The organism is Serratia sp. CC22-02 (assembly GCF_900182895.1).
Classification (GTDB): Bacteria; Pseudomonadota; Gammaproteobacteria; order Enterobacterales; family Enterobacteriaceae; genus Serratia; species Serratia nevei.
This window is the reverse complement of sequence record NZ_FXUD01000001.1, coordinates 426368-449104: the sequence shown is the minus strand read 5'-3', so window position 1 is coordinate 449104 and position 22737 is coordinate 426368. Positions and strand designations below refer to the sequence as shown.

The window sequence follows — 22737 nt, the reverse complement described above, 5'->3', positions numbered from 1 at the left end:
TCTTGAGTGCCGTTACCGAAGGGAGTGGACTATGACATCGCCAGCGATCCGTTTAACCCAGTACAGCCATGGCGCTGGCTGCGGCTGCAAAATCTCACCGAAAGTTCTCGAAACCATCTTGCACAGCGAGCGGGAAAAGTTTGTCGATCCGCGCCTGCTGGTCGGCAATGAAACCCGCGACGACGCGGCGGTGTACGACATCGGCAACGGCGTCGGCATCATCAGCACCACCGATTTCTTCATGCCGATCGTCGACGATCCGTTCGATTTCGGCCGCATTGCGGCCGCAAACGCCATCAGCGACGTGTACGCCATGGGCGGCAAACCGATCATGGCGATCGCCATTCTTGGCTGGCCGATCGCCAAACTGCCACCGGAGGTGGCGCAGCAGGTGATCGACGGCGGGCGTTTCGCCTGCCAGCAGGCGGGCATCGCGCTGGCCGGTGGCCATTCCATCGATGCGCCGGAACCAATTTTCGGCCTGGCGGTGACCGGCGTGGTCAATACCGAGCGGGTGAAGAAAAACAGCGCCGCACAGGCCGGTGCGAAACTCTATCTGACCAAGCCGCTAGGCATCGGCGTGCTGACGACCGCCGAGAAGCAAAGCAAGCTGCGCCCAGAGCATCAGGGCCTGGCGACGGAAGTGATGTGCCGCCTGAACAAGCCGGGCGCCGACTTTGCCGAGGTGGCGGGCGTTACGGCGATGACCGATATCACCGGCTTTGGCCTGCTGGGTCACCTGAGCGAGGTGTGCCAGGGCTCCGGTCTGCAGGCGACGGTCTGGTTCGATCGGGTGCCGAAGCTGCCGGACGTCGAGGCGTATATTGCCGAAGGCTGCGTGCCGGGTGGCACCGGGCGCAACTTCGACAGCTATGGCCATCTGGTGGGCGAGATGAGCGATTTGCAGCGCCAGCTGCTGTGCGATCCGCAAACCTCCGGCGGCTTGCTGTTGGCGGTATTGCCTGAGTCGGAGGCGCAGGTGCTGGCGATTGCCAAGCAGCACGGTATCACGCTTGAGGCCATCGGTGAGCTGCATGTGGCATCAGCCGGTAAGCCGCTAATCGAGGTCGTGTAGTGTCCAACATGCCAGGAAGACCGGACTGCGCCGATTATCAACGCATTTTTTTGCAGGACGTGCCGCTGATTGACGTGCGCGCGCCGATTGAGTTTCAGCAGGGCGCCTTTGCACAGGCGGTGAATTTGCCGCTGATGATCGACAGCGAGCGGCAGGCGGTCGGTACCTGCTATAAACAGCATGGTCAACAAGCGGCGATCGCGCTTGGCCACAGTCTGGTGAACGGCAAACTGCGCGAACAGCGCACCGCCGCCTGGCTGGCGGCCTGCGCAGAGCGGCCCGCAGGCTATATTTACTGCTTCCGCGGCGGGCTGCGCTCGCAGCTGGTGCAGCAATGGCTGCATGAGGCCGGCGTGGATTATCCGCGTATCACTGGCGGTTATAAGGCATTGCGCAATTATCTGCTCGGTGTACTGACGCAAAGCGCGGCATTGCCGATGGCCCTGGTGGGCGGCAATACCGGCAGCGGCAAGACGCTGCTGGTCAACGAACTGGCCGACGGCGTCGATCTGGAAGGCGCGGCGCGCCATCGCGGTTCATCTTTTGGCCGAACGCTGGCGGGACAGAGCTCGCAGATAGATTTTGAGAATCGTCTGGCTGTGTTATTGCTGAAAAAACAGCATGGTGGCAGCCGCCGTTGGGTGCTGGAAGACGAAGGGCGGATCATCGGCAGCAACAATCTGCCGTTGCCGTTGTTCAACGGCATGCAGCAGGCACCGGTGGCGGTGATCGACGATCCGTTCGACATTCGCCTGGCGCGCCTGCAGGCGGAATATATCGACGGTATGCGCGAACAGTTCGAACAGGCCTATGGCGTGGAAGAAGGTTGGCGGCAGTACGATGACTATCTGCATCACGGTCTGTTCGCCATTCGCCGCCGTTTGGGCCTGGAGCGTTTCCAGCAGCTGACGCAGCGGCTGGAGGCGGCGCTGCGGGCTCAGCGTCTCAGCGGCCAGGGCGACGCGCACCGTGAGTGGCTGGCGCCCCTGTTGCAGCAGTACTACGATCCGATGTATTGCTATCAGTTGGAAAAGAAAGCCCAGCGGATTGTTTTCCGTGGGAACTATGCAGAAGTAAGAGAATTCTTGATGACGTTCAGCCAGAAAAACGGTGATTAATGCGACTGTTCATAGCCGAGAAACCGAGTTTGGCGCGCGCCATTGCCGACGTCTTGCCCAAGCCGCACCGCCGTGGCGACGGCTATATCGCCTGCGGCAACAACGACGTGGTGACCTGGTGCGTCGGCCACCTGTTGGAACAGGCCCAGCCTGACGCCTATGACAGCCGCTATGCGCGCTGGTCGTTGGCGGATCTGCCGATCATCCCCGAAAAATGGCGCTTGCAGCCGCGGCCTTCGGTCAGCAAACAGCTCAACGCCATTAAAAAGTTGCTGCTCGAAGCTGATGAAGTGGTCCACGCCGGTGACCCGGATCGCGAAGGGCAACTGCTGGTGGATGAGGTGCTGGACTATCTGGATTTGACGGCGGAGAAGCGCCAGAACGTGCGCCGCTGTCTGATCAACGATCTCAACCCGCAGGCGGTGGAGCGTGCGGTCGAGCGCCTGCGCGACAACCGAGACTTTATCCCGCTGTGCGTGTCCGCGCTGGCGCGTTCGCGCGCCGACTGGCTGTACGGCATCAATATGACCCGCGCCTATACGCTGTTGGGCCGCAACGCCGGTTACGACGGCGTGCTGTCGGTGGGCAGGGTGCAGACGCCGGTGCTCGGATTGGTGGTGCGTCGCGACGAAGAGATCGAAAACTTCGTGCCAAAAGACTTCTTTGAGGTTAAGGCGCACATCGTCACGCCGAAAGAAGAACGCTTTGTGGCACTGTGGCAACCCAGCGACTCCTGTGAACCTTATCAGGATGAAGAAGGGCGTTTGCTGCACCGGCCGTTGGCGGAACACGTGGTCAAGCGCATCGAGGGCCAGCCGGCCCTGGTCACGGCCTATAATGATAAACGGGAATCAGATACCGCACCGCTGCCGTTCTCGCTTTCCACGCTGCAAATCGAGGCGGCCCGGCGCTACAACCTCAGCGCGCAACAGGTGCTGGACGTTTGCCAGCGGCTGTACGAAACCCACAAATTGATCACCTATCCGCGTTCCGACTGCCGCTATCTGCCGGAAGAGCATTTTGCCGGCCGCCACGCGGTGCTGAACGCCATCAGCGTGCACCAACCCGAGCTGTATCCGCAGCCGGTGATCGACAGCGATCGCCGCAACCGCTGCTGGGACGATAAAAAGGTCGATGCGCACCATGCCATCATTCCCACCGCCCGCGCCGGCAAGGTCAATTTGACGCAGGATGAACGGAACGTGTATGGGCTGGTGGCGCGCCAGTACCTGATGCAGTTTTGTCCGGATGCGGTGTTCCGCAAATGCGTGATCGAGCTGGATATCGCCGGCGGCAAATTCATCGCCAAGGCGCGTTTCCTGGCGGAAGCCGGCTGGCGTACGCTGCTGGGCAGCAAGGAGCGCGACGAGGAAAACGAAGGTGCGCCGCTGCCGGTGGTGGCCAAGGACGATGAGCTGCTGTGCGAGCGCGGTGAAGTGGTGGAGCGCCAGACGCAGCCGCCGCGGCCGTTTACCGACGCCAGTCTGTTGTCGGCTATGACCGGCATCGCGCGATTCGTACAAGATAAAGCGTTAAAGAAAATCCTGCGGGCGACCGATGGTTTAGGAACGGAAGCGACGCGAGCGGGGATCATCGAATTGCTGTTCAAGCGGGCGTTTCTGTACAAGAAGGGACGCTATATTCACTCCAGCGAAACCGGGCGCGCGTTGATTCACTCGCTGCCGGATCTTGCTGCGCGCCCTGATATGACGGCCAACTGGGAAGCCACGCTGACGCAAATCAGCGAGAAATCCTGCCGCTATCAGGACTTTATGCAGCCGTTGGTCGGCACGCTGCAAGAGCTGATTTATCAGGCTAAGCAGAGCCGGGCGAGCATGGCGTTTCGTGGATTGCCGCCGCCGCCCTCCAGCGGAGGCAAAAAACGCAGGAAAAGCGCCGGCAAGGCGCAGGAGAAGAGTGAATGAAGCGTGGACTCAGTGGGGTATTGGCTGCCGCTGCCCTGATGTTTTCCGGCCTGGCGGTCGCCAATCGCGGCGATGTGGACGTGGTGTTACCGGTTTCGCCGGAGATTTGGGGCACGGCTAAAAGCGGCGTCAACCCACCGCCGGCACAGCCCTGCAACCGCTGTTGCGTCTACCAGAATCAAAACTATTCCGAGGGCGCGGTGCTTAAAGTGGAAGGGGAAGTGCTGCAGTGCGTGCGTGAGCCTAACACCATCGGCACCAACCCCTTGATTTGGGTGCGATTGAAGAAGTGACGATGTAACCTGTCGCCGCGCTCAGCGTGCACCGCTTTGCGCGGCGATATAGTCCGCCAGCAGTGGAACGTCGGCGGGCGCCAGGGCGTATTCCTGCGCCTGTTGCGGCGTAACCCAGACCAACGCCGAGTGGCAGCGCTGTTGCAATTCACCGGAGAACGCCGTGACTTGCCAGGCGTGCAGGCGGATGATGCGTTCGCCTTGCTGCCACTGATTGCTGCCCACATAGTCGCCGATACGGGCGCAAATTCCCAATTCTTCATCCAGCTCGCGCGCCAGCGCTTCTGGCTGGCTTTCGCCCGTTTCAACCTTGCCGCCGGGAAACTCCCACAGACCGGCCTGATCGCTGCCTGTGCCGCGCTGGGCCAGTAAAATGTGGCCGTTCTGTTCCAGAATAGCGGCTACCACGTCGATAATTTTCATTGGCTTCACAGAGTAAAACCCCGGCGAGCGCCGGGGTGATGGGATTACAGCGTAAATTCCGCCCAGACCGGCGCATGGTCGGAAGGTTTTTCCATGCTGCGGGTTTGGTAATCGATGCCGGTGGCGATGCAGCGCGAAGCCAGCGGGGTACTGGCCAGCAGCAGATCGATACGCAGGCCGCGGTTGTCGTCGAACCCTTTGGAACGGTAGTCGAACCACGAGAATTCGTCGTTGCGCCCCGGGTTGGCGTGGCGATAGGTGTCTACCAGGCCCCAGTTCAGCAGGCGGTCCATCCATTCGCGCTCTTCCGGCAGGAAGGAACACTTGCCGGTGCGCAGCCAGCGTTTACGGCTGTCTTCGCCGATGCCAATGTCATAATCGCTCGGGCTGATGTTCATGTCACCCATGATCAACACCGGGGATTCCGCCGACAGCTGCTGCTCCAGGTAGTTTTGCAAATCCTGATAAAAGCGTGTTTTAGCCGGGAATTTGATCGGGTGGTCGCGGCTTTCACCTTGCGGGAAGTAGCCGTTGATCACCGTCAGCGTGCCCTGCGGCGTCGCCAGATCGGCCATGATGATGCGACGCTGCGCATCTTCTTCATCGGTCGGGAAACCGCGGCGCACGGCCAGAGGCTCCGCTTTGGTCAGCAGCGCTACGCCGTAATGGCCTTTTTGCCCGTGATAGAACACGTGATAGCCGTGCTGGCTGACTTCTTCCAGCGGGAACATGTCGTCGTGAACTTTCGTTTCTTGCAGGCCGATCACGTCGGGCTGGTGCTGTTCGATAATTGCCGCCAGCTGATGCGGACGCGCGCGCAGTCCATTGATATTAAAAGAGACAAACTTCATGAGCGGTGCCGTTTTCACGAGAAAAATGTGCTGTGATAGTAGCAGAGTTTGGCGGGAAATGTAACGCAGACAGCGGCAGGGCCGCTGGCTGCGCAGCGGGTTTATTTCGCCCAGCGGTCGTAATTTTTGGGTTGATAATCGTCAAACTGTTGCAGCAGCGTTTGCGCCGATTCACTGATGTGCAGGGTGCCGAGATAGTCGTGGCGCATAAAGCCCTGATCGGCGACGTGTTCGAGGAATTGGCTCAGCGGGCGGTAGAAGCCGTTAACGTTCAGCAGGCCGACCGGCTTGTTGTGATAGCCGATTTGTCCCCAGGTCCAGATTTCAAACAACTCTTCCAACGTGCCGATGCCGCCGGGCAGGGCGATAAAACCGTCCGCCAGCGCGGCCATACGGGCTTTGCGCGTATGCATATCAGGCACCACTTCCAGTTCGGTCAGGCCGCGATGCGCGGTTTCCGCTTCAACCAGGCGCTCGGGGATAATGCCGACAGCTTCACCGCCCGCCGCCAACACGGCATCTGCCACGATCCCCATCAATCCTTTCTTGCCGCCGCCGTAGATTAAACGGCGCCCCTGTGCGGCCAGCAGCTGCCCCAGTTGACGAGCCTGCTCGGCATAAGCGGGATTGACGCCTTCACTGGCGCCACAAAAAACGCAAATATTGTTTCGCATCCACCTGTTCCTTACTGCACTAAAGAAGCCAGTGGTATAGCGAATTGTCGGCCGGAGTTCAAGTTACGGCTGGGAGTGAGGAAATAAAACATCGAGGTGAACGCGGGGAATAAGGGGGGGTAATTGAGTTTTATTGATACGAGAGCATTGGGGGCGATGTGCTTTAAGTCGATTTGGGAATGTTCTGCAAGAGATGGTGGTGGGGGAAGGATGATTCGTCGCTGTGCGACTCACCCTGCGGGCCGCGCTAAAGCGCGTTGTCTCACTGCGTGAGACTCGAACCTTGGTCGAAGCTTCTCATCCTTCCCCGGTGCGGAGCATTATGGATGCGGTGTGCTTTAAGTCGGTTTAGGGAGTTTTTGCAAGAGATGGTGGTGGGGGAAGGATGATTTGTCGCTGCGCGCCTCACCCTGCGGGCCGCGCTGAAGCGCGTTGTCTCACTGCGTGAGACTCGAACCTTGGTCGAAGCTTCTCATCCTTCCCCAGTGCGGAGCAATATGGATGCGGTGTGCTTTAAGTCGGTTTAGGGAGTTTTTGCAAGAGATGGTGGTGGGGGAAGGATTCGAACCTTCGAAGTCTGTGACGGCAGATTTACAGTCTGCTCCCTTTGGCCGCTCGGGAACCCCACCATGATATTCATGGATTTACTAATTGTTGCTCCGGTTTTATCCGGAAGAAACCTGGCCGGCTTCTTTACTGCTTCTTCGCTCCTGGCGGAGAAAAGATGGTGGTGGGGGAAGGATTATTCGTCACTTCGTTCCTCACCCTTCGGGCCGCGCTAAAGCACGTTATCCTTCCCTTTCTGATTCGCTTTAACCCAATGCGTATCAGCAACGAAAAGATGGTGGTGGGGGAAGGATTCGAACCTTCGAAGTCAGTGACGGCAGATTTACAGTCTGCTCCCTTTGGCCGCTCGGGAACCCCACCATATTACATGGCTATTTAACTGGCCTTGCTTGCGAGAGCGCTGTCTCGGTAAGCGGGGCGCATCATATCAAATGAAGCGGATGTGTAAAGCATTGAAATGCAGAAAATGAATCGTTTGCCGTTTTTTTATTCTTGACGGTGCATCCCTGAACGAAATGCACCGATTTATTGAACGATTACAGAATAACGGTGCGGTTGCCGTAGACGAAGACGCGCTGTGCCAGCACCTGATACAGCGCGCGGCTGAGCACATTTTTCTCTACGTCGCGCCCGGCGCGCATCATATCCTCGGCGGAATAGGTGTGATCGACGTGGATCACGTCCTGCATGATGATCGGGCCTTCGTCGAGATTGTCGTTAACGTAGTGGGCGGTGGCGCCGATGATTTTTACCCCGCGCTCATAGGCCTGGTGGTAAGGGCGCGCGCCGATAAACGCCGGCAGGAACGAATGGTGAATGTTGATCACCTGATTCGGATAATGCTGCACGAAGGCCGGGGTCAGCACGCGCATATATTTGGCCAGCACCACGTAATCCGGCTGATATTGATCGATCTGGGCCGTCATTTCGCGGTCGTGTTGCTCACGCGTCAAGCCTTCGTGGCTCACCAGATGGAAAGGAATATCGAAACGTTCCACCAACGTTTGCAGCGTGTCGTGGTTGCCGATCACGGCGGCGATTTCAACGTCGAGGCCGCCATAGGCGCTTTTCATCAACAGATCGCCCAGGCAGTGGGCCTCTTTGGTGACCAGCACCACGATGCGGCGGCGCCCGGTGCTGTGCAGCTCGCGCAGCGAACCTTCCGGCAGCGCGCTGTCCAGATCGGCCAGCAGCGTGTTGTCGTTGAAAATGCCTTCCAGCTCGGTACGCATGAAGAAACGCCCGGTGCGGTGATCGACGAACTCATTATTCTGAACGATATTGAGTTCGTGCTTGTAACAGATGTTGGTGATCTTGGCGATCAGCCCTTTGGCGTCCGGGCAGATGGTGCGTAACACTTTCCGTTGTACATTTTGGTGTGGCATGGGTTTGAGGATCCTGTCTGATACTGAACGGCCTGTCTGCGCAGGCGTAAACGTGAAGCGCCGGCCGGCTAGCGCCCGCAGCACTTCTTGTATTTTTTCCCTGAGCCACAGGGACAAATTGCATTTCTGCCGGGCTGGGGTTTGGTGCCGTCGATATAATACCAACGTTGATCGCGACGAAGGAAGCGCGAGCGCTCATGCATCGCCTGCGGTTCGCCGCTTTCGCCATCGGTAAAACGGGCGATGAATTCGACGAAGCCTTCGTCCGGCTCATGGCCGGCTTTCTCTTCCACGATCGTCAGGCCCAGCCATTCGGTATTTTTAAAGCTGTCGACGATCGCATTGCGCCAGGCTTCGGCGCCGCAGTCGGGGTGCCAGGTAGCGATCAGATAATCGACGTTATGATTCACGTAGGCGGTGAAGCGTGAACGCATCAGCTGGCCGGGCGTCGGCGCCGGTTGATTGCCGCTGATAAAAGGGGCACAGCATGCGTTATACGCTAGTCCGCTGCCGCATGGGCATGATTCGGGCAAAATAACTCCTGAGAAGACGAGGCAGAAAATGAATTTAGCGCATATGTTACCTAACAATATTCGTCAGTGACAATCTACCCTGAAAGCAGATACCCCCTGTTACCGAGAGGATGGCGCTATGCGGCAAATCAAGATCGGACTGGCGCTGGGAGCTGGCTCGGCTAAAGGCTGGGCGCACATCGGCGTGATCAATGCGTTAAAGAAACTGGGAATTGAGGTCGATATCGTTGCCGGCTGCTCTGTCGGTGCGTTAGTGGGCGCGGCGTTCGCCAGCCATCGCCTGCCGGCGATGGAGCAGTGGGTGCGGTCGTTCAGCTATTGGGACGTGATTCGTCTGATGGACTTTTCCTGGCAGCGTGGTGGCTTGTTGCGCGGCGATCGGGTGTTTAACGCCGTCGGACAGCTATTGAAGATCAACGATATTGCCGAATGCGCGCTGAAGTTCGGCGCCGTGACGACCAATCTCAGCACCGGCCGCGAACTGTGGCTGACCGAAGGCGATATTCATCAGGCGGTGCGCGCTTCCTGCAGCATGCCTGGCCTGCTGGCGCCGGTGTGGGCCGACGGCTATTGGCTGGTGGACGGCGCGGTGGTCAATCCGGTGCCGGTGTCGCTCTGCCGGGCGCTGGGTGCCGATATCGTCATCGCGGTCGATCTGCAGCATGACGCGCACCTGATGCAGCAGGATTTGTTCTCGGTACGCATTGAGGACGAAAGTTCGGACGATGCGCCTGCCGATACCTGGCGCGGGCGTCTGAGAGAGCGCGTCGGCAGAATGCGACAGCGTAAACCGACGACGGCGCCGACGGCGATGGAGATTATGGGCACCTCGATTCAGATGCTGGAAAATCGCCTGAAGCGTAACCGGATGGCGAGCGATCCGCCGGACGTGCTGATCCAACCTTTTTGCCCGCAAATCTCGACGCTGGATTTCCACCGCGCCGATGAAGCGATCGAGGCAGGGTTACTGGCGGTGGAAAAACAACTGGATCGGTTGTTGCCGTTGATAAAAAATAGATAATTCTCGGTTCTTGGTTGGCAATGCGCGGTCGGTCTGATTCAGACGAGCATAAGTGACCTTTTTGAGCCACTATTACACTATGGAAAGGGACGAGGCTCGGCTGATGGCATTACCACTCACTCACAAACGCATCTTGATCGTTGAGGACGAACAGGTTTTTCGTTCCGTGCTGGTCGGTTATTTGACCTCGCTGGGCGCTGAAACCGGCGAGGCGACCAACGGTTTGCAGGCGCTGAGTGCCGTCGATGACTTCAAGCCCGATCTGATTCTGTGCGATCTCGCGATGCCGGAAATGGGCGGTATCGAATTTGTTGAGCACCTGCGTTTGCAGGGGGGGCAGATCCCGGTGCTGGTGATCTCGGCCACCGACAAGATGGCCGACATTGCCAAGGTGTTGCGCTTGGGCGTACAGGATGTCCTGCTGAAGCCCCTGACCGATCTCAATCGCCTGCGTGAAGCGGTGCTGGCGTGTTTATACCCCAATATGTTCACCTCTCAGGCGATTGAAGAGGTTGAGCTGTTTCAGGATTGGGATGCGCTGAGCAAAAACCCTTCCGAAGCCGTCAAACTGCTTAAACAACTGCAACCGCCGGTACAGCAGACCATTGCACATTGCCGGATCAACTATCGGCAGTTAACCACGGGCGAAAATCCCGGTCTGGTGCTGGATATTGCCGCGTTGTCAGAAAAAGACCTGGCATTCTATTGCCTGGACGTCACGCGCGCCGGCGATAATGGCGTATTGGCGGCATTGCTGTTGCGCGCATTATTTAATGGGTTGCTGCAAGACCATCTGGCTAATCAACAACATCGTCTGCCGCAAATGTCAGCATTGTTAAAGCAGGTTAATCAATTATTGCGGCAGGGGAAATTAGATGGCCAATTCCCACTGTTGCTGGGATATTACCACGCCGAAAATAAGAACCTGATTCTGGTCTCCGCCGGGCTGCATGCCAACGTCAATACCGGGGATAATCAAATTCAGCTGAGCAACGGCGTACCGCTGGGGACGCTGGGGGCGACCTATATGAACCAGATCAGTCAACGTTGCACCGCCTGGCAATGTCAGGTGTGGGGCAGCGGGGGCCGATTGCGGCTGATGCTGAGCGCTGAATAACGGGCGCCGAGCGGCGAGATCTTAAGCTATTCACTTATCGGTAATTAAACCGTTTATTTATTCTCCCGATTATCAGAACGGGTAATAGTCCTAAATGTTTTCTATTTGTGTTCTGGCTAATGCTCGGCGCGCATAAGCTGGTATACTCCGAAGGTTTTTTTTATATCGAGCCCAAGCTCATAAAATGAGCGTTTTAGCTTTAAGAGAGGAAATAATGCCTGCTGTAAATCGCAAAGTCAGAAAAGCCGTGATCCCGGTTGCAGGCTTGGGTACGCGGATGTTACCGGCCACCAAAGCCATTCCAAAAGAAATGCTGCCGCTGGTTGATAAACCGCTGATCCAATACGTCGTCAATGAGTGCATTGCGGCAGGGATTAACGAGATTGTGCTGGTCACTCACTCCTCCAAAAACTCGATCGAAAACCATTTTGATACCAGTTTCGAACTGGAAGCGATGCTGGAAAAACGCGTCAAGCGCCAATTACTGGATGAAGTGCAATCGATCTGCCCGAAAGGCGTTACCGTGATGCAAGTCCGTCAGGGGAATGCCAAAGGTTTGGGGCACGCTATCATGTGCGCCTATCCGATGGTGGGTGATGAGCCGGTTGCGGTGGTGCTTCCGGACGTGATCCTCGACGAATATAGCGCCGATCCGAAAAAAGATAACCTGCGCGAAATGTTGCAGCGCTTCGAAACCACCGGCGTCAGCCAGATCATGGTTGAGCCCGTGCCGCATAAAGATGTCGGAAACTACGGCGTAGCCGATTGTAAAGGTGTCAAGCTGCAACCGGGCGAAAGCGCGCCGATGGTCAGCGTGGTCGAGAAGCCGTCGCCGGATAAAGCGCCTTCCAATCTGGCGATTGTCGGTCGTTACGTGCTGTCCGCCGATATTTGGCCGCTGTTGGCGAAAACGCCTCCAGGCGCCGGCGACGAAATTCAGCTGACTGACAGCATCGAAATGTTGATGCAGCAGGAAACGGTGGAAGCGTATCACCTGAAAGGCGTGAGCCATGATTGTGGCAACAAACTGGGTTACATGCAGGCATTTGTGGAATACGGTATGCGCCATGCCAGCCTCGGTAAAGAATTTTCTCAGTGGCTGCAACAGGTTGTTGCCGCTGACAAGAAATAATTGCGTGATGTTTCGTCTTAATTTGAAAAACTAGGATTTTCACATGAAAGTAACAGTTTTTGGTATTGGTTATGTGGGTCTGGTGCAGGCCGCCGTGCTGGCTGAAGTTGGCCATGACGTTATGTGCATTGACGTCGATGAGCGAAAAGTCGAAAACCTGAAAAAAGGCAATATCCCGATTTTTGAACCGGGCCTGACGCCGCTGGTGCAGCAAAACTATGAGGCCGGCCGTCTGCATTTCACTACCGATGCCAAAGCGGGCGTGGCGCACGGGAATATCCAGTTCATCGCCGTCGGTACGCCGCCGGATGAAGACGGTTCCGCTGACCTGAAATATGTCACTGCGGTTGCTCGCACCATCGCTGAGCACATGACCGATCGCAAAGTGGTGATCGACAAATCCACCGTTCCGGTCGGCACGGCGGACAAGGTGCGTCAGGTGATGGCGGATACGCTGGCGAAGCGCGGCAGCAACGTGCCGTTCGACGTGGTGTCTAACCCGGAATTCCTGAAAGAAGGCGCGGCGGTGGCAGACTGCATGCGCCCTGAGCGCATCGTGATCGGCACCGATAATCTAGAGGTGATCGAACCTATTCGCGAGCTGTACGAGCCGTTTAACCGCAATCACGATCGTATGATCATGATGGATATCCGCAGCGCAGAGCTGACCAAATATGCCGCCAACTGTATGCTGGCGACCAAGATCAGCTTTATGAACGAAATGTCCAACCTGGCGGAAATGCTGGGTGCGGACATTGAGAAAGTGCGTCAGGGCATCGGTTCTGACTCACGCATCGGTTATCACTTCATCTACCCTGGCTGCGGCTACGGTGGTTCTTGCTTCCCGAAAGATGTCCAGGCGTTGATCCGCACGGCGGAGCAGATCGGTTACCAACCGAAGCTGCTGCAGGCGGTAGAGCAGGTCAACTACCAACAGAAAGACAAGCTGAACAGCTTTATCAAAGACTACTTCGGCAGCGATCTGAAGGGTAAAACCTTCGCGCTGTGGGGCCTGGCGTTCAAGCCGAATACCGATGACATGCGTGAGGCGTCCAGCCGCGTGCTGATGGAGACGTTGTGGGCTGCCGGCGCCACCGTTCAAGCCTACGATCCGGAAGCGATGAACGAAGTTCAACGCATCTATGGTCAGCGCGACGATTTGAAGCTGATGGGAACCAAAGAAGCTGCGTTGCACGGCGCCGATGCTTTGGTGATCTGCACTGAATGGCAGAACTTCCGCGCACCGGACTTCGATGTGATCAAGAGTGCACTGAAGCAGCCGGTGATCTTTGATGGGCGTAACCTGTACGATCCTGAGCGTTTGGAAAATCGCGGCTTTACCTACTACGCGATTGGCCGCGGAGCCTCGATTAAACCAGTTATTTAAGGAGTGGGTATGAAATTCCTGGTTACAGGCGCCGCAGGGTTTATTGGTTATCACGTTGCAGAGCGTTTATTGGCCGCCGGCCATCAGGTTGTCGGCATCGATAACCTGAACGACTATTATGACGTGGGCCTGAAAATGGCTCGTCTGGACAGACTGACGGATAAGCCGGGATTCCGCTTTATCAAGCTGGATTTGGCTGACCGTGAAGGTATGGCGGCATTGTTTGCCGAGCAGCAGTTCCAGCGAGTCATTCATTTGGGTGCTCAAGCCGGCGTACGTTACTCGCTGGTCAACCCGTTGGCCTATGCGGATGCCAACCTGATTGGCCATTTAAACGTTCTGGAAGGCTGCCGTCACAATAAGGTCGAGCATTTACTTTATGCTTCCTCCAGCTCGGTATATGGCCTGAATCGCAAGTTGCCTTTTGCCACGGAAGACAGTGTCGATCATCCGGTGTCATTGTATGCGGCAACCAAAAAAGCCAATGAGCTGATGTCGCACAGTTATTCCCACTTATACGGTCTCCCGACGACCGGACTGCGGTTCTTTACCGTATATGGCCCTTGGGGGCGTCCGGACATGGCGCTGTTCAAATTCACCAAAGCCATATTGGCGGGGGAGAGCATCGACGTATATAACTATGGCGAAATGCATCGCGATTTTACTTACATCGATGATATCGCTGAGGCGATAGTGCGCTTGCAGGCGGTTATTCCGCAGGCAAATCCATCCTGGACCGTTGAACAGGGATCGCCGGCGACCAGTTCTGCTCCGTACCATGTTTATAATATCGGCAATAGCGCTCCCGTAAAACTGATGGAATATATCAGCGCGCTGGAGCAGGCATTGGGGGTCACCGCCCGTAAGAATATGCTGCCGATGCAACCAGGCGATGTGATGGATACCAGTGCGGATACGGAAGAGCTTTATCGTGACATTGGTTTCAAACCGGAAACCGGCGTTGAAGAGGGTGTGAAGCGCTTTGTTGACTGGTATAAGGCATTCTATCAGGTTCAATAATTGGACGAGATTTAATGCGATACAGGGGCCTTAGGGTCCCTTTTTTTTCACTGAAATTTCATGATCGAAGGAAAAGCGAATTAGGATATTTACTAAAAGGATAGGGGGGCGGGTACAGAAAGATAAGATTTAAAATGAAAAGGCCCCCCGCAGGGAGCCTTTCAGATACGGACTGAATCGCTATTACAGCAGGAAATCGTCCAGAGATTTACCTTGCTCTTCGATAGCTTTCTTAATCACCGCAGGAGTACGGCCTTGGCCGGTCCAGGTTTTCAGCTCGCCGTTTTCGTCTTTATATTGGTATTTAGCAGGACGTGCTGCACGTTTTGCTTTACCGGCAGCCTTGTTGGCAGCCATGGTTTGCAGCAGTTCATTCGGGTCGATACCGTCAGCAATCAGCATTTCGCGGTATTGCTGCAGCTTACGAGTGCGTTCTTCGATTTCTGCTTGAGCCTGGCTGTCTTCTTCGCGACGTTCGTTCACAACAACTTCCAGTTTCTCGAGCATTTCTTCCAGCGTTTCCAGAGTGCATTCTCTTGCCTGGGCGCGCAGGGTGCGGATGTTGTTCAAAATCTTTAATGCTTCGCTCATTGTCCTAGTCTCAAATTATATTGGTGGGGGGCGTCTCGATAATAATAGAGTGCTCTTTTCTTTTCTGCAATAGCCAAATTGACTTGAATACTCAAATTTACCTTTAAAAAAACCGTTAATCGGATCAGTCCGACAAATAATAGGAAGGCCTGTTAACTATTACCTTCATCGAGCTTAAGTCAAAATTTCAGCAGACAGGCTTTAAAGGGCGCGTGTCGCAAGGCTTTCATCGATAAGTTATCGCCGTAATTTATATCAATATTACAATGGGTTCTGTGGGCTTAATCACGCCATGGCAAGGCAGACATTGTAAACAATAGGGGTATATAGGTAAAGATTGCGTCAGGTAACGTCGGGGCGTCGGCGAAGGCGATTAAATGCCCGTTATTGGCCTCACCTATAAATAGACAGGCGTTCCGCCGCAGCTACAGCGCCTGCGGAGGGGAAAGGGCGGCTATGCATTAATGGGCAAATGCCCGGGGCTAACCATTAGCAAGAATTAATAGTGATGACAGGCATACATTATCCTGTAAATAGCTGTAAAAAGAACATGCCGACAGAACGATATGTTTCGCTTGAAAGCGCATTATTACGGCGAACGCAATATTCGTTCGCTTTGGGCTGAGCCGGGGGGCGGGTTATGGTACACTCACCGTCCTAATCAACATTTGAATATTTCTTATACCATCGGAGTGGCGGGGCCATGGCTCAACTTTATTTTTATTACTCTGCGATGAATGCCGGCAAGTCTACCGCGCTGCTACAGTCTTCATATAACTATCAAGAGCGTGGTATGCGCACGCTGGTGTTCACCGCGGAGATCGATCACCGCTATGGCGTAGGCAAAGTCAGCTCGCGCATCGGGTTATCTTCACAGGCCCAGCTCTATAACAACGACTCAATGCTCTTCGCCATGATTCAGCAAGAGCATCAACAGCAGCAGGTGCATTGTGTGCTGCTCGATGAAAGCCAGTTCCTGACCAAAGCGCAGGTTGAGCAATTGTGCGATGTGGTGGACCAACTGGACATTCCCGTATTGTGTTACGGCCTGCGCACCGATTTTCTCGGTGAGTTGTTTACCGGCAGCCACTATTTGCTGGCCTGGGCCGATAAGCTGGTGGAATTGAAAACCATCTGTCACTGCGGGCGCAAAGCCAATATGGTGCTGCGACTGGACGAGAATGGCAAAGCGATGCATGCCGGTGAACAGGTGGTGATTGGCGGTAACGAGAGCTATGTCTCCGTCTGCCGCAAGCATTATAAAGAGGCGATTCACTCCCTGGACTAAGGGTGAAAATGCCGCCAGAGCCCGCTGAAGCGTTTTGGCGGCGTGAATCGAAATGCAGCGCCTCAGGCGCAATAAAAAACCCGCCGTTTGGCGGGTTTTTTTTATCGGTTCACGGAACCGTTATTTCTTGGGCTTCTTTACCGCGGCTTTGGCGGCAGCCGGAGCGGCCGCTTCCTCTTCTACCGCTTCGCTGAATTCGCGGCCGTAGAAGGTATCCAGCATGATTTGCTTCAGCTCGGCAATCAGCGGATAGCGTGGGTTGGCGCCGGTACATTGGTCGTCGAATGCATCTTCCGACAGCTTGTCGACTTTCGCCAGGAAGTCCGCTTCCTGCACACCCGCTTCACGGATGGAGGTTGGGATGCCCAACTCGGTTTTCAGCTCGTCCAGCCAGGCCAGCAGTTTCTCAATCTTCTGCGCAGTGCGGTCGCCCGGTGCGCTCAGGCCGAGGTGGTCGGCGATTTCAGCGTAGCGGCGGCGCGCCTGAGGGCGGTCGTACTGGCTGAAGGCCGTCTGCTTGGTCGGGTTGTCGTTCGCGTTGTAGCGAATGACGTTGGAAATCAGCATCGCGTTGGCCAGGCCGTGCGGAATGTGGAACTCCGAACCCAGCTTGTGCGCCATGGAGTGACAGACCCCGAGGAAGGCGTTGGCGAAGGCGATACCGGCGATGGTGGCGGCGTTGTGCACGCGTTCACGGGCAACCGGATTTTTCGCGCCTTCTTTATAGCTGGCCGGCAGATACTCTTTCAACAGTTTCAGCGCTTGCAACGCCTGGCCGTCGGAGTATTCGTTCGCCAGCACCGAAACGTAGGCTTCCAGCGCGTGGGTGACCGCATCCAGACCGCCGAAGGCGCACAGGGATTTCGGCATGTTCATCACCAGGTTGGCATCGACAATTGCCATGTCTGGGGTCAGCGCATAGTCGGCCAACGGGTATTTCTGTCCGGTGGTGTCGTCGGTTACGACGGCAAACGGCGTGACTTCCGAACCGGTGCCTGACGTGGTGGTGATGGCGATCATTTTCGCTTTCACGCCCATTTTCGGGAACTTGTAGATACGCTTGCGGATGTCCATGAAGCGCAGCGCCAGATCCTCGAAGTGGGTTTCAGGATGTTCGTACAGCACCCACATGATTTTGGCGGCGTCCATCGGCGAACCGCCGCCCAGCGCGATGATGACGTCCGGTTTGAAGGAGTTCATCTGCTCTGCGCCCTTGCGCACGATGCTCAGCGTCGGATCGGCTTCCACTTCGAAGAACACTTCGGTTTCGATGCCGTGAGACTTCAGAACCTTGGTGATCTGGTCGGCATAGCCGTTGTTGAACAGGAAACGGTCGGTCACGATGAAGGCGCGTTTTGCCCCGTCGGTCGCCACTTCTTCCAGCGCGATAGGCAGCGAGCCCCGGCGGAAGTAGATCGATTTCGGAAGTTTATGCCACAACATGTTTTCTGCTCGCTTCGCTACAGTTTTCTTGTTGATCAGGTGTTTAGGTCCGACGTTCTCAGAGATGGAGTTACCACCCCAGGAGCCGCAACCCAGCGTCAGCGAAGGCGCGAGTTTGAAGTTATACAGGTCGCCGATACCGCCCTGAGAAGCTGGGGTGTTGATCAGAATACGAGCCGTTTTCATTTTATCGCCGAAGTAGGCGATGCGAGCCGTTTGGTTATCCTGGTCGGTGTACAGGCAGGAGGTGTGGCCGATACCGCCCATGGCGACCAGTTTCTCAGCTTTGGCGACGGCGTCTTCGAAATCTTTGGCCCGGTACATCGCCAGGGTAGGCGACAGTTTTTCATGTGCGAAAGGCTCGGACTCGTCGACCAGCTTCACTTCGCCGATCAGCACTTTGGTGTTGGCCGGCACTTTGATGCCCGCCATCTCGGCGATTTTCGGTGCGGATTGCCCCACGATGGCCGCGTTCAGACCGCCGTTTTTCAGAATGATGTCCTGAACCGCTTTCAGTTCTTTACCCTGCAGCAGATAGCCGCCGTGGGAGGCGAAACGTTCGCGTACCGCATCATAAATAGAGTCGACGACGATGACCGACTGTTCGGAAGCGCAGATAACGCCGCTGTCGAAGGTTTTGGACATCAGGATAGAGGCGACCACGCGCTTGATGTCTGCGGTTTCGTCTACCACGACCGGGGTATTACCGGCACCGACGCCGATGGCAGGCTTGCCGGAGCTGTAGGCGGCCTTCACCATGCCCGGGCCACCGGTGGCCAGGATCAGGTTGATGTCCGGGTGGTGCATCAGCTGGTTGGACAGCTCGACGGTCGGTTGATCGATCCAACCGATGATGTCTTTTGGCGCGCCGGCGGCGATAGCGGCCTGCAGCACGATATCGGCGGCTTTATTGGTGGCATTCTTCGCACGCGGGTGCGGCGAGAAGATGATGCCGTTACGGGTTTTCAGGCTGATCAGCGCTTTGAAGATCGCGGTAGAAGTTGGGTTGGTGGTAGGAACGATACCGCAAATCAGGCCGATAGGTTCGGCGATGGTGATGGTACCGAAGGTGTCATCTTCAGACAGGATGCCACAGGTTTTTTCGTCTTTATAGGCGTTGTAGATGTACTCGGAAGCGAAGTGGTTTTTGATCACTTTGTCTTCGACGATACCCATTCCGGATTCTTCCACGGCCATTTTGGCCAACGGGATACGGGCATCAGCAGCGGCGAGGGCGGCAGCGCGGAAGATTTTATCCACTTGCTCTTGAGTGAAGTTGGCATATTCGCGCTGGGCTTTTTTGACACGTGCGACAAGCTCGTTCAGTTCAGCGACATTCGTTACAGCCATAATGCTCTCCTGATAATGTTAAACTCTTTCAGTAAATAAGCCGTGCGAGCCACTAGTATAGTCCTAACGGGAATAAACGGTGATGAGAATACCGGGGCTTTCCCGCGTTATTTCTTCGCATGCTGCTGATTTGCTTAAAGAGCTTTTCCCTACGCCAGCCGGAGGGGCAGACCGTGAAGAGAACGGTATCGGCGATGTGGCCACCCACTTTGTTCTACTCCCTGCCTACGACTAAGAGCTTACCCACTGTTGGGTAGTTGATTTGTGATCTAAATCATGAAAACTGCAAGCTGACACCTTTCAGCTTGCGGGTGTTGGGAATCATTCTTGATAACTGTGAGCAATGACTCTTTTTTCAACATAAAAAATCAAAAGGCCATACATCACTTTAACAAAGGGCATTTGTTTCGCAGCATAACTTGCTGACAGTCAAAAATGCTGCTCTGGCCGGATGGATTACCCGCGGCAATTCCATTACATTAGCGCGCATAGGCAGCACACCTTTTTATAGTACTTAACGCGGAGCCATCTGTGGGCCAATCTCTGTTGGATCTTTCCGGCTTTATCAAGTTCTTTGTCGGTCTGTTTGCACTGGTCAACCCGGTGGGCATTTTGCCGGTGTTCATCAGCATGACCAGTTATCAGGCGGAAGCGGGGCGCAATAAAACCAACCTGACCGCCAACCTGTCGGTCGCCATCATTCTGTGGACCTCGCTGTTCCTGGGGGAAGGGATCCTGCGGATGTTCGGCATCTCTATCGATTCGTTCCGCATCGCCGGCGGTATTCTGGTGGTGACCATCGCCATGTCGATGATCAGCGGCAAGCTGGGGGAAGACAAACAGAACAAACAGGAGAAGTCGGAGAGCGCGATCCGCGAAAGCATCGGCGTGGTGCCGTTAGCGCTGCCGCTGATGGCGGGGCCGGGGGCGATCAGTTCTACCATCGTGTGGAGCTCCCGTTATCACAACTGGCAAAGCCTGCTCGGTTTTACGGTCGCGATCGCCTTGTTCGCCTTTTGCTGCTGGCTATTGTTCCGCGCCGCGCCGCTGTTGGTGCGTTTGCTGGGGCAGACCGGCATCAACGTGATCACCCGTATCATGGGTCTGCTGCTGATGGCGCTCGGCATCGAGTTTATCGTTACCGGCATTAAGGCGATATTCCCCGGCCTGTTGTAATACGCCTTGTTTAGCCGCGCACCTTTCGCGTTAGCGCGGCTAAAATTAATTTTAAAGTTTAAATTATTTATTGGCTCGCATTATTATAGTGCACAGGATGAATAAAATTTATGCGGTTGCACTCTTATGTTGCATAAATCTCATGTTGTTGCTCAAAAAAAACGCTAAGCGTTATTTCAATCACTTTTCCTCCCCCATTTCTGCCCATTTCGCCCCCGCTAAACGGTCACGCTGTTGTTAAATTAGTCACATCATTCTGTGGGGCTTGTCTCACTTTCATCCAGGTGTTATTAGTGATTAACCGCACATAGGCAGGTGTTTGTTCTTTGAATGGTTAGATTGTTAACTGAATGTTTCTTTTTGCAGCGGTGAGATCGTGCTGATGGTTTCAATTGAAATGAATGTGGTTTTTTTGTCTTTAAAATCATGCTGATGATCTCGATTTTTCCTGCCTTCCATCTTGGTGGCCGGATTGGGCTTCGTGCGATAAAAGAGAATTGCTTAACATTTTCGTAAAATTTATTGGCTATGGAATTTGGCTTCTGCTAATTTCCGAGCAACTTTCCCGTGGTCAATTAACTGAAATGCGCCACAAAAACGGGAATGATTTTTGCTGGTATCCGTTTATTTAGAATTCTTATAAACACTTCACAAACTTCGATAAGCGATGCTTGTCGGTGAAAAGGAGCCTCGATTATGCAGCAAACCCTGAAGCGTACTTCTTTGACCTTGTTGATTAGCGGCGCGCTGGGCGCCGGCGCCGTAAATAGCAGTTTGGCGGCAGAGGTTCCGGCCGGCGTCCAATTGGCGCAGCAGCAGAATATTGTGATCAACAACGGTAGCGAAGTGGCTTCATTGGATCCGCATAAGGTCGAGGGCGTCCCGGAAAGCAATATCATTCTTAACCTGCTGGAAGGGCTGGTGAGCACCGACGCCAACGGGCATGTGGTGCCGGCGGCGGCGACAAGCTGGGAAAACCAGAATTATCAGCAGTGGACCTTCCACCTGCGCCCCGGCGCGGTGTGGAGCGACGGCAGCCCGGTGACCGCGCAAGACTTCGTCTACAGCTGGCAGCGTCTGGCCGATCCGAAAATCGCTTCGCCCTATGCCAGCTACCTGCAATACACCAAAGTCGAGAATATCGACGACATCCTGACCGGGAAGAAGAGCCCGCAGACCCTCGGCGTTAAGGCGCTGGACGACCAGACGCTGCAGGTGACCCTGAGCGAACCGGTGCCGTATTTCATCAGCATGCTGAGCCACACGTCGCTCAAACCGGTGAAACGGGCGGTGGTGGAGAAATTCGGCGATAAATGGACGCTGCCCGCCAACTATGTCGGCAACGGCGCTTACCGCATGAAAGAGTGGGTGGTGAACGAGCGCATTGTGCTGGAGCGCAGCCCGAGCTACTGGAACAACAAGCAAACGGTGATCAATCAGGCGACCTTCCTGCCGATTACCTCGGAGGTCAGCGACGTCAACCGCTTCCGCAGCGGCGAGATCGACATCACCAACAGCGCCATTCCGCCGTACCTGTACGTCAAGATGAAACGCGAAATGCCCGAGCAGCTGCACGTTAACCCTTATCTGTGCACCTTCTATTACGAGCTCAATAACAAGCGGGCGCCGTTCACCGATCCGCGCGTGCGTACGGCGGTGAAGATGACGCTGGATCGCGACATTATCGCCAACAAGATCATGGGCCAGGGGCAAATCCCGGCCTACAGCTTCACGCCAACCTTCACGGAAGGCGCCAGCTTCACTCAGCCTGCGTGGGCCGGCTGGAGTCAGGAGCAACGCAACGCCGAAGCCAGGAAACTGCTGGCGGAAGCGGGCTACAGCGACGCCAAGCCGCTGAAGTTCTCGCTGCTGTACAACACCTCCGATCAAAACAAACAACAGGCGATCGCTGCCGCGTCGATGTGGAAGAAGAACCTGGGCGCCGAGGTCACGCTGCGCAACCAGGAATGGAAAACTTCGCTGGAGAGCCGCCATCAGGGGCAATACGACGTGGCGCGTGCCACCTGGTGCGGGGATTACAACGAACCCAGCGCGTTCCTGAACCTGGTTCTGTCCAACAGCAGCATCAATACCGTGTTCTACAAGAGCCCGGCGTTCGACGCCATCATGGCCGCCACGCTGAAGGCGCCGGATGAGGCCGCGCGCGCCGCGCTCTATCAGCAGGCGGAAGCGCAGCTGGACAAAGACTCCGCGTTGGTCCCGGTTTATTACCGCGTCAGCGCGCGTTTGATCAAGCCGACGGTGGGTGGGTTCACCGGCAAAGATCCGCTGGACTATACCGACGTTAAAAATCTTTACATTATCAATCAGTAAAGGGGTATTCCTCACGCCGAGGGGCAGGGGAATA

Annotated in this window: 19 protein-coding genes, 2 tRNA genes and 3 other RNA genes; 12 read left to right on the top strand and 12 right to left on the bottom strand. The window is 55.7% G+C overall.

The genetic code is table 11. The features are described 5' to 3' along the window. The first annotated feature begins 31 nt into the window (after window positions 1-31). Genes selD through QOL81_RS02040 form a run of 4 tightly spaced genes read left to right on the top strand, consistent with a single transcriptional unit; the run spans window position 32 to window position 4411 of the window. Window positions 32-1075 carry a selenide, water dikinase SelD gene (gene selD / locus QOL81_RS02055; RefSeq protein ID WP_060439797.1) on the top strand — a complete coding sequence of 348 codons (1044 nt, stop codon included), beginning with the start codon at window positions 32-34 and terminating at the stop codon, window positions 1073-1075. Continuing rightward, window positions 1075-2193, top strand: coding sequence for a tRNA 2-selenouridine(34) synthase MnmH (mnmH, locus tag QOL81_RS02050; protein WP_077267504.1), 1119 nt, complete (start codon window positions 1075-1077; stop codon window positions 2191-2193). The genes selD and mnmH overlap by 1 nt, the downstream gene beginning before the upstream one ends. Continuing rightward, window positions 2193-4118: a DNA topoisomerase III gene (locus tag QOL81_RS02045; RefSeq protein ID WP_041035424.1), complete on the top strand. Its 1926-nt coding sequence runs from the start codon at window positions 2193-2195 to the stop codon at window positions 4116-4118. The genes mnmH and QOL81_RS02045 overlap by 1 nt, the downstream gene beginning before the upstream one ends. Next, window positions 4115-4411 carry a YnjH family protein gene (locus QOL81_RS02040; protein ID WP_049201704.1) on the top strand — a complete coding sequence of 99 codons (297 nt, stop codon included), beginning with the start codon at window positions 4115-4117 and terminating at the stop codon, window positions 4409-4411. Before QOL81_RS02045 ends, QOL81_RS02040 begins: the two co-directional genes overlap by 4 nt. A gap of 21 nt (window positions 4412-4432) precedes the next feature. Here QOL81_RS02040 and QOL81_RS02035 read toward each other — a convergent pair whose 3' ends face one another. The 10 genes from QOL81_RS02035 to QOL81_RS01990 form a co-directional block, all read right to left on the bottom strand. After that, window positions 4433-4834 carry a pyrimidine (deoxy)nucleoside triphosphate diphosphatase gene (locus QOL81_RS02035; RefSeq protein ID WP_060423827.1) on the bottom strand — a complete coding sequence of 134 codons (402 nt, stop codon included), beginning with the start codon at window positions 4832-4834 and terminating at the stop codon, window positions 4433-4435. Window positions 4835-4878: 44 nt separating this feature from the next. Continuing rightward, entirely contained in the window at window positions 4879-5685 is an 807-nt protein-coding gene (gene xthA, locus QOL81_RS02030) for an exodeoxyribonuclease III (RefSeq protein ID WP_038877231.1), read from the bottom strand. A gap of 101 nt (window positions 5686-5786) precedes the next feature. Then, window positions 5787-6359: an LOG family protein gene (locus tag QOL81_RS02025; protein WP_033647601.1), complete on the bottom strand. Its 573-nt coding sequence runs from the start codon at window positions 6357-6359 to the stop codon at window positions 5787-5789. 194 nt (window positions 6360-6553) lie between these two features. After that, a non-coding RNA gene (locus tag QOL81_RS02020) (RtT sRNA) lies at window positions 6554-6681 on the bottom strand. Between the two features lie 47 nt (window positions 6682-6728). Further along, window positions 6729-6856: non-coding RNA, RtT sRNA (locus QOL81_RS02015), on the bottom strand. Between the two features lie 47 nt (window positions 6857-6903). After that, a tRNA-Tyr gene (locus QOL81_RS02010) sits at window positions 6904-6988 on the bottom strand. Between the two features lie 96 nt (window positions 6989-7084). Next, a non-coding RNA gene (locus QOL81_RS02005) (RtT sRNA) lies at window positions 7085-7172 on the bottom strand. Window positions 7173-7201: 29 nt separating this feature from the next. Continuing rightward, window positions 7202-7286, bottom strand: a tRNA-Tyr gene (locus tag QOL81_RS02000). 176 nt (window positions 7287-7462) lie between these two features. Further along, a complete protein-coding gene (gene purU / locus QOL81_RS01995) occupies window positions 7463-8311 on the bottom strand; it encodes a formyltetrahydrofolate deformylase (protein WP_060423821.1) in 849 nt (282 codons plus the stop codon). 68 nt (window positions 8312-8379) lie between these two features. Then, window positions 8380-8844, bottom strand: coding sequence for a YchJ family protein (locus QOL81_RS01990; RefSeq protein WP_038877235.1), 465 nt, complete (start codon window positions 8842-8844; stop codon window positions 8380-8382). Between the two features lie 118 nt (window positions 8845-8962). On the opposite strand from QOL81_RS01990, the gene rssA reads away from it, so the two are divergent. The 5 genes from rssA to QOL81_RS01965 all read left to right on the top strand — a co-directional run bounded on the left by rssA (window position 8963) and on the right by QOL81_RS01965 (window position 14521). Next, a complete protein-coding gene (gene rssA, locus QOL81_RS01985; protein ID WP_047730554.1) occupies window positions 8963-9865 on the top strand; it encodes a patatin-like phospholipase RssA in 903 nt (300 codons plus the stop codon). 103 nt (window positions 9866-9968) lie between these two features. Beyond that, entirely contained in the window at window positions 9969-10982 is a 1014-nt protein-coding gene (rssB, locus tag QOL81_RS01980; RefSeq protein ID WP_038877239.1) for a two-component system response regulator RssB, read from the top strand. 214 nt (window positions 10983-11196) lie between these two features. Next, window positions 11197-12114, top strand: a complete 918-nt coding sequence (gene galU / locus QOL81_RS01975) for a UTP--glucose-1-phosphate uridylyltransferase GalU (protein WP_060423820.1) — start codon at window positions 11197-11199, stop codon at window positions 12112-12114. A 43-nt stretch (window positions 12115-12157) separates the two neighbouring features. Next, entirely contained in the window at window positions 12158-13501 is a 1344-nt protein-coding gene (locus QOL81_RS01970) for a UDP-glucose dehydrogenase family protein (RefSeq protein WP_070913644.1), read from the top strand. 9 nt (window positions 13502-13510) lie between these two features. Beyond that, window positions 13511-14521 carry an NAD-dependent epimerase gene (locus tag QOL81_RS01965; protein WP_283439596.1) on the top strand — a complete coding sequence of 337 codons (1011 nt, stop codon included), beginning with the start codon at window positions 13511-13513 and terminating at the stop codon, window positions 14519-14521. A gap of 183 nt (window positions 14522-14704) precedes the next feature. Here QOL81_RS01965 and hns read toward each other — a convergent pair whose 3' ends face one another. Continuing rightward, window positions 14705-15112, bottom strand: a complete 408-nt coding sequence (gene hns / locus QOL81_RS01960; protein ID WP_004932170.1) for a histone-like nucleoid-structuring protein H-NS — start codon at window positions 15110-15112, stop codon at window positions 14705-14707. Between the two features lie 703 nt (window positions 15113-15815). Between hns and QOL81_RS01955 the strand changes: the two genes are divergently transcribed. Further along, window positions 15816-16400 carry a thymidine kinase gene (locus tag QOL81_RS01955; protein ID WP_060423810.1) on the top strand — a complete coding sequence of 195 codons (585 nt, stop codon included), beginning with the start codon at window positions 15816-15818 and terminating at the stop codon, window positions 16398-16400. Window positions 16401-16520: 120 nt separating this feature from the next. Here QOL81_RS01955 and adhE read toward each other — a convergent pair whose 3' ends face one another. Continuing rightward, window positions 16521-19193: a bifunctional acetaldehyde-CoA/alcohol dehydrogenase gene (adhE, locus tag QOL81_RS01950; RefSeq protein ID WP_033634787.1), complete on the bottom strand. Its 2673-nt coding sequence runs from the start codon at window positions 19191-19193 to the stop codon at window positions 16521-16523. A 531-nt stretch (window positions 19194-19724) separates the two neighbouring features. Between adhE and QOL81_RS01945 the strand changes: the two genes are divergently transcribed. Beyond that, entirely contained in the window at window positions 19725-20369 is a 645-nt protein-coding gene (locus tag QOL81_RS01945) for a YchE family NAAT transporter (RefSeq protein WP_015378089.1), read from the top strand. A gap of 696 nt (window positions 20370-21065) precedes the next feature. Beyond that, the gene (locus tag QOL81_RS01940; protein ID WP_283439595.1) at window positions 21066-22703 is read left to right on the top strand and encodes an ABC transporter substrate-binding protein; all 1638 of its coding nucleotides are present in this window, start codon (window positions 21066-21068) and stop codon (window positions 22701-22703) included. Window positions 22704-22737 lie beyond the last annotated feature (34 nt).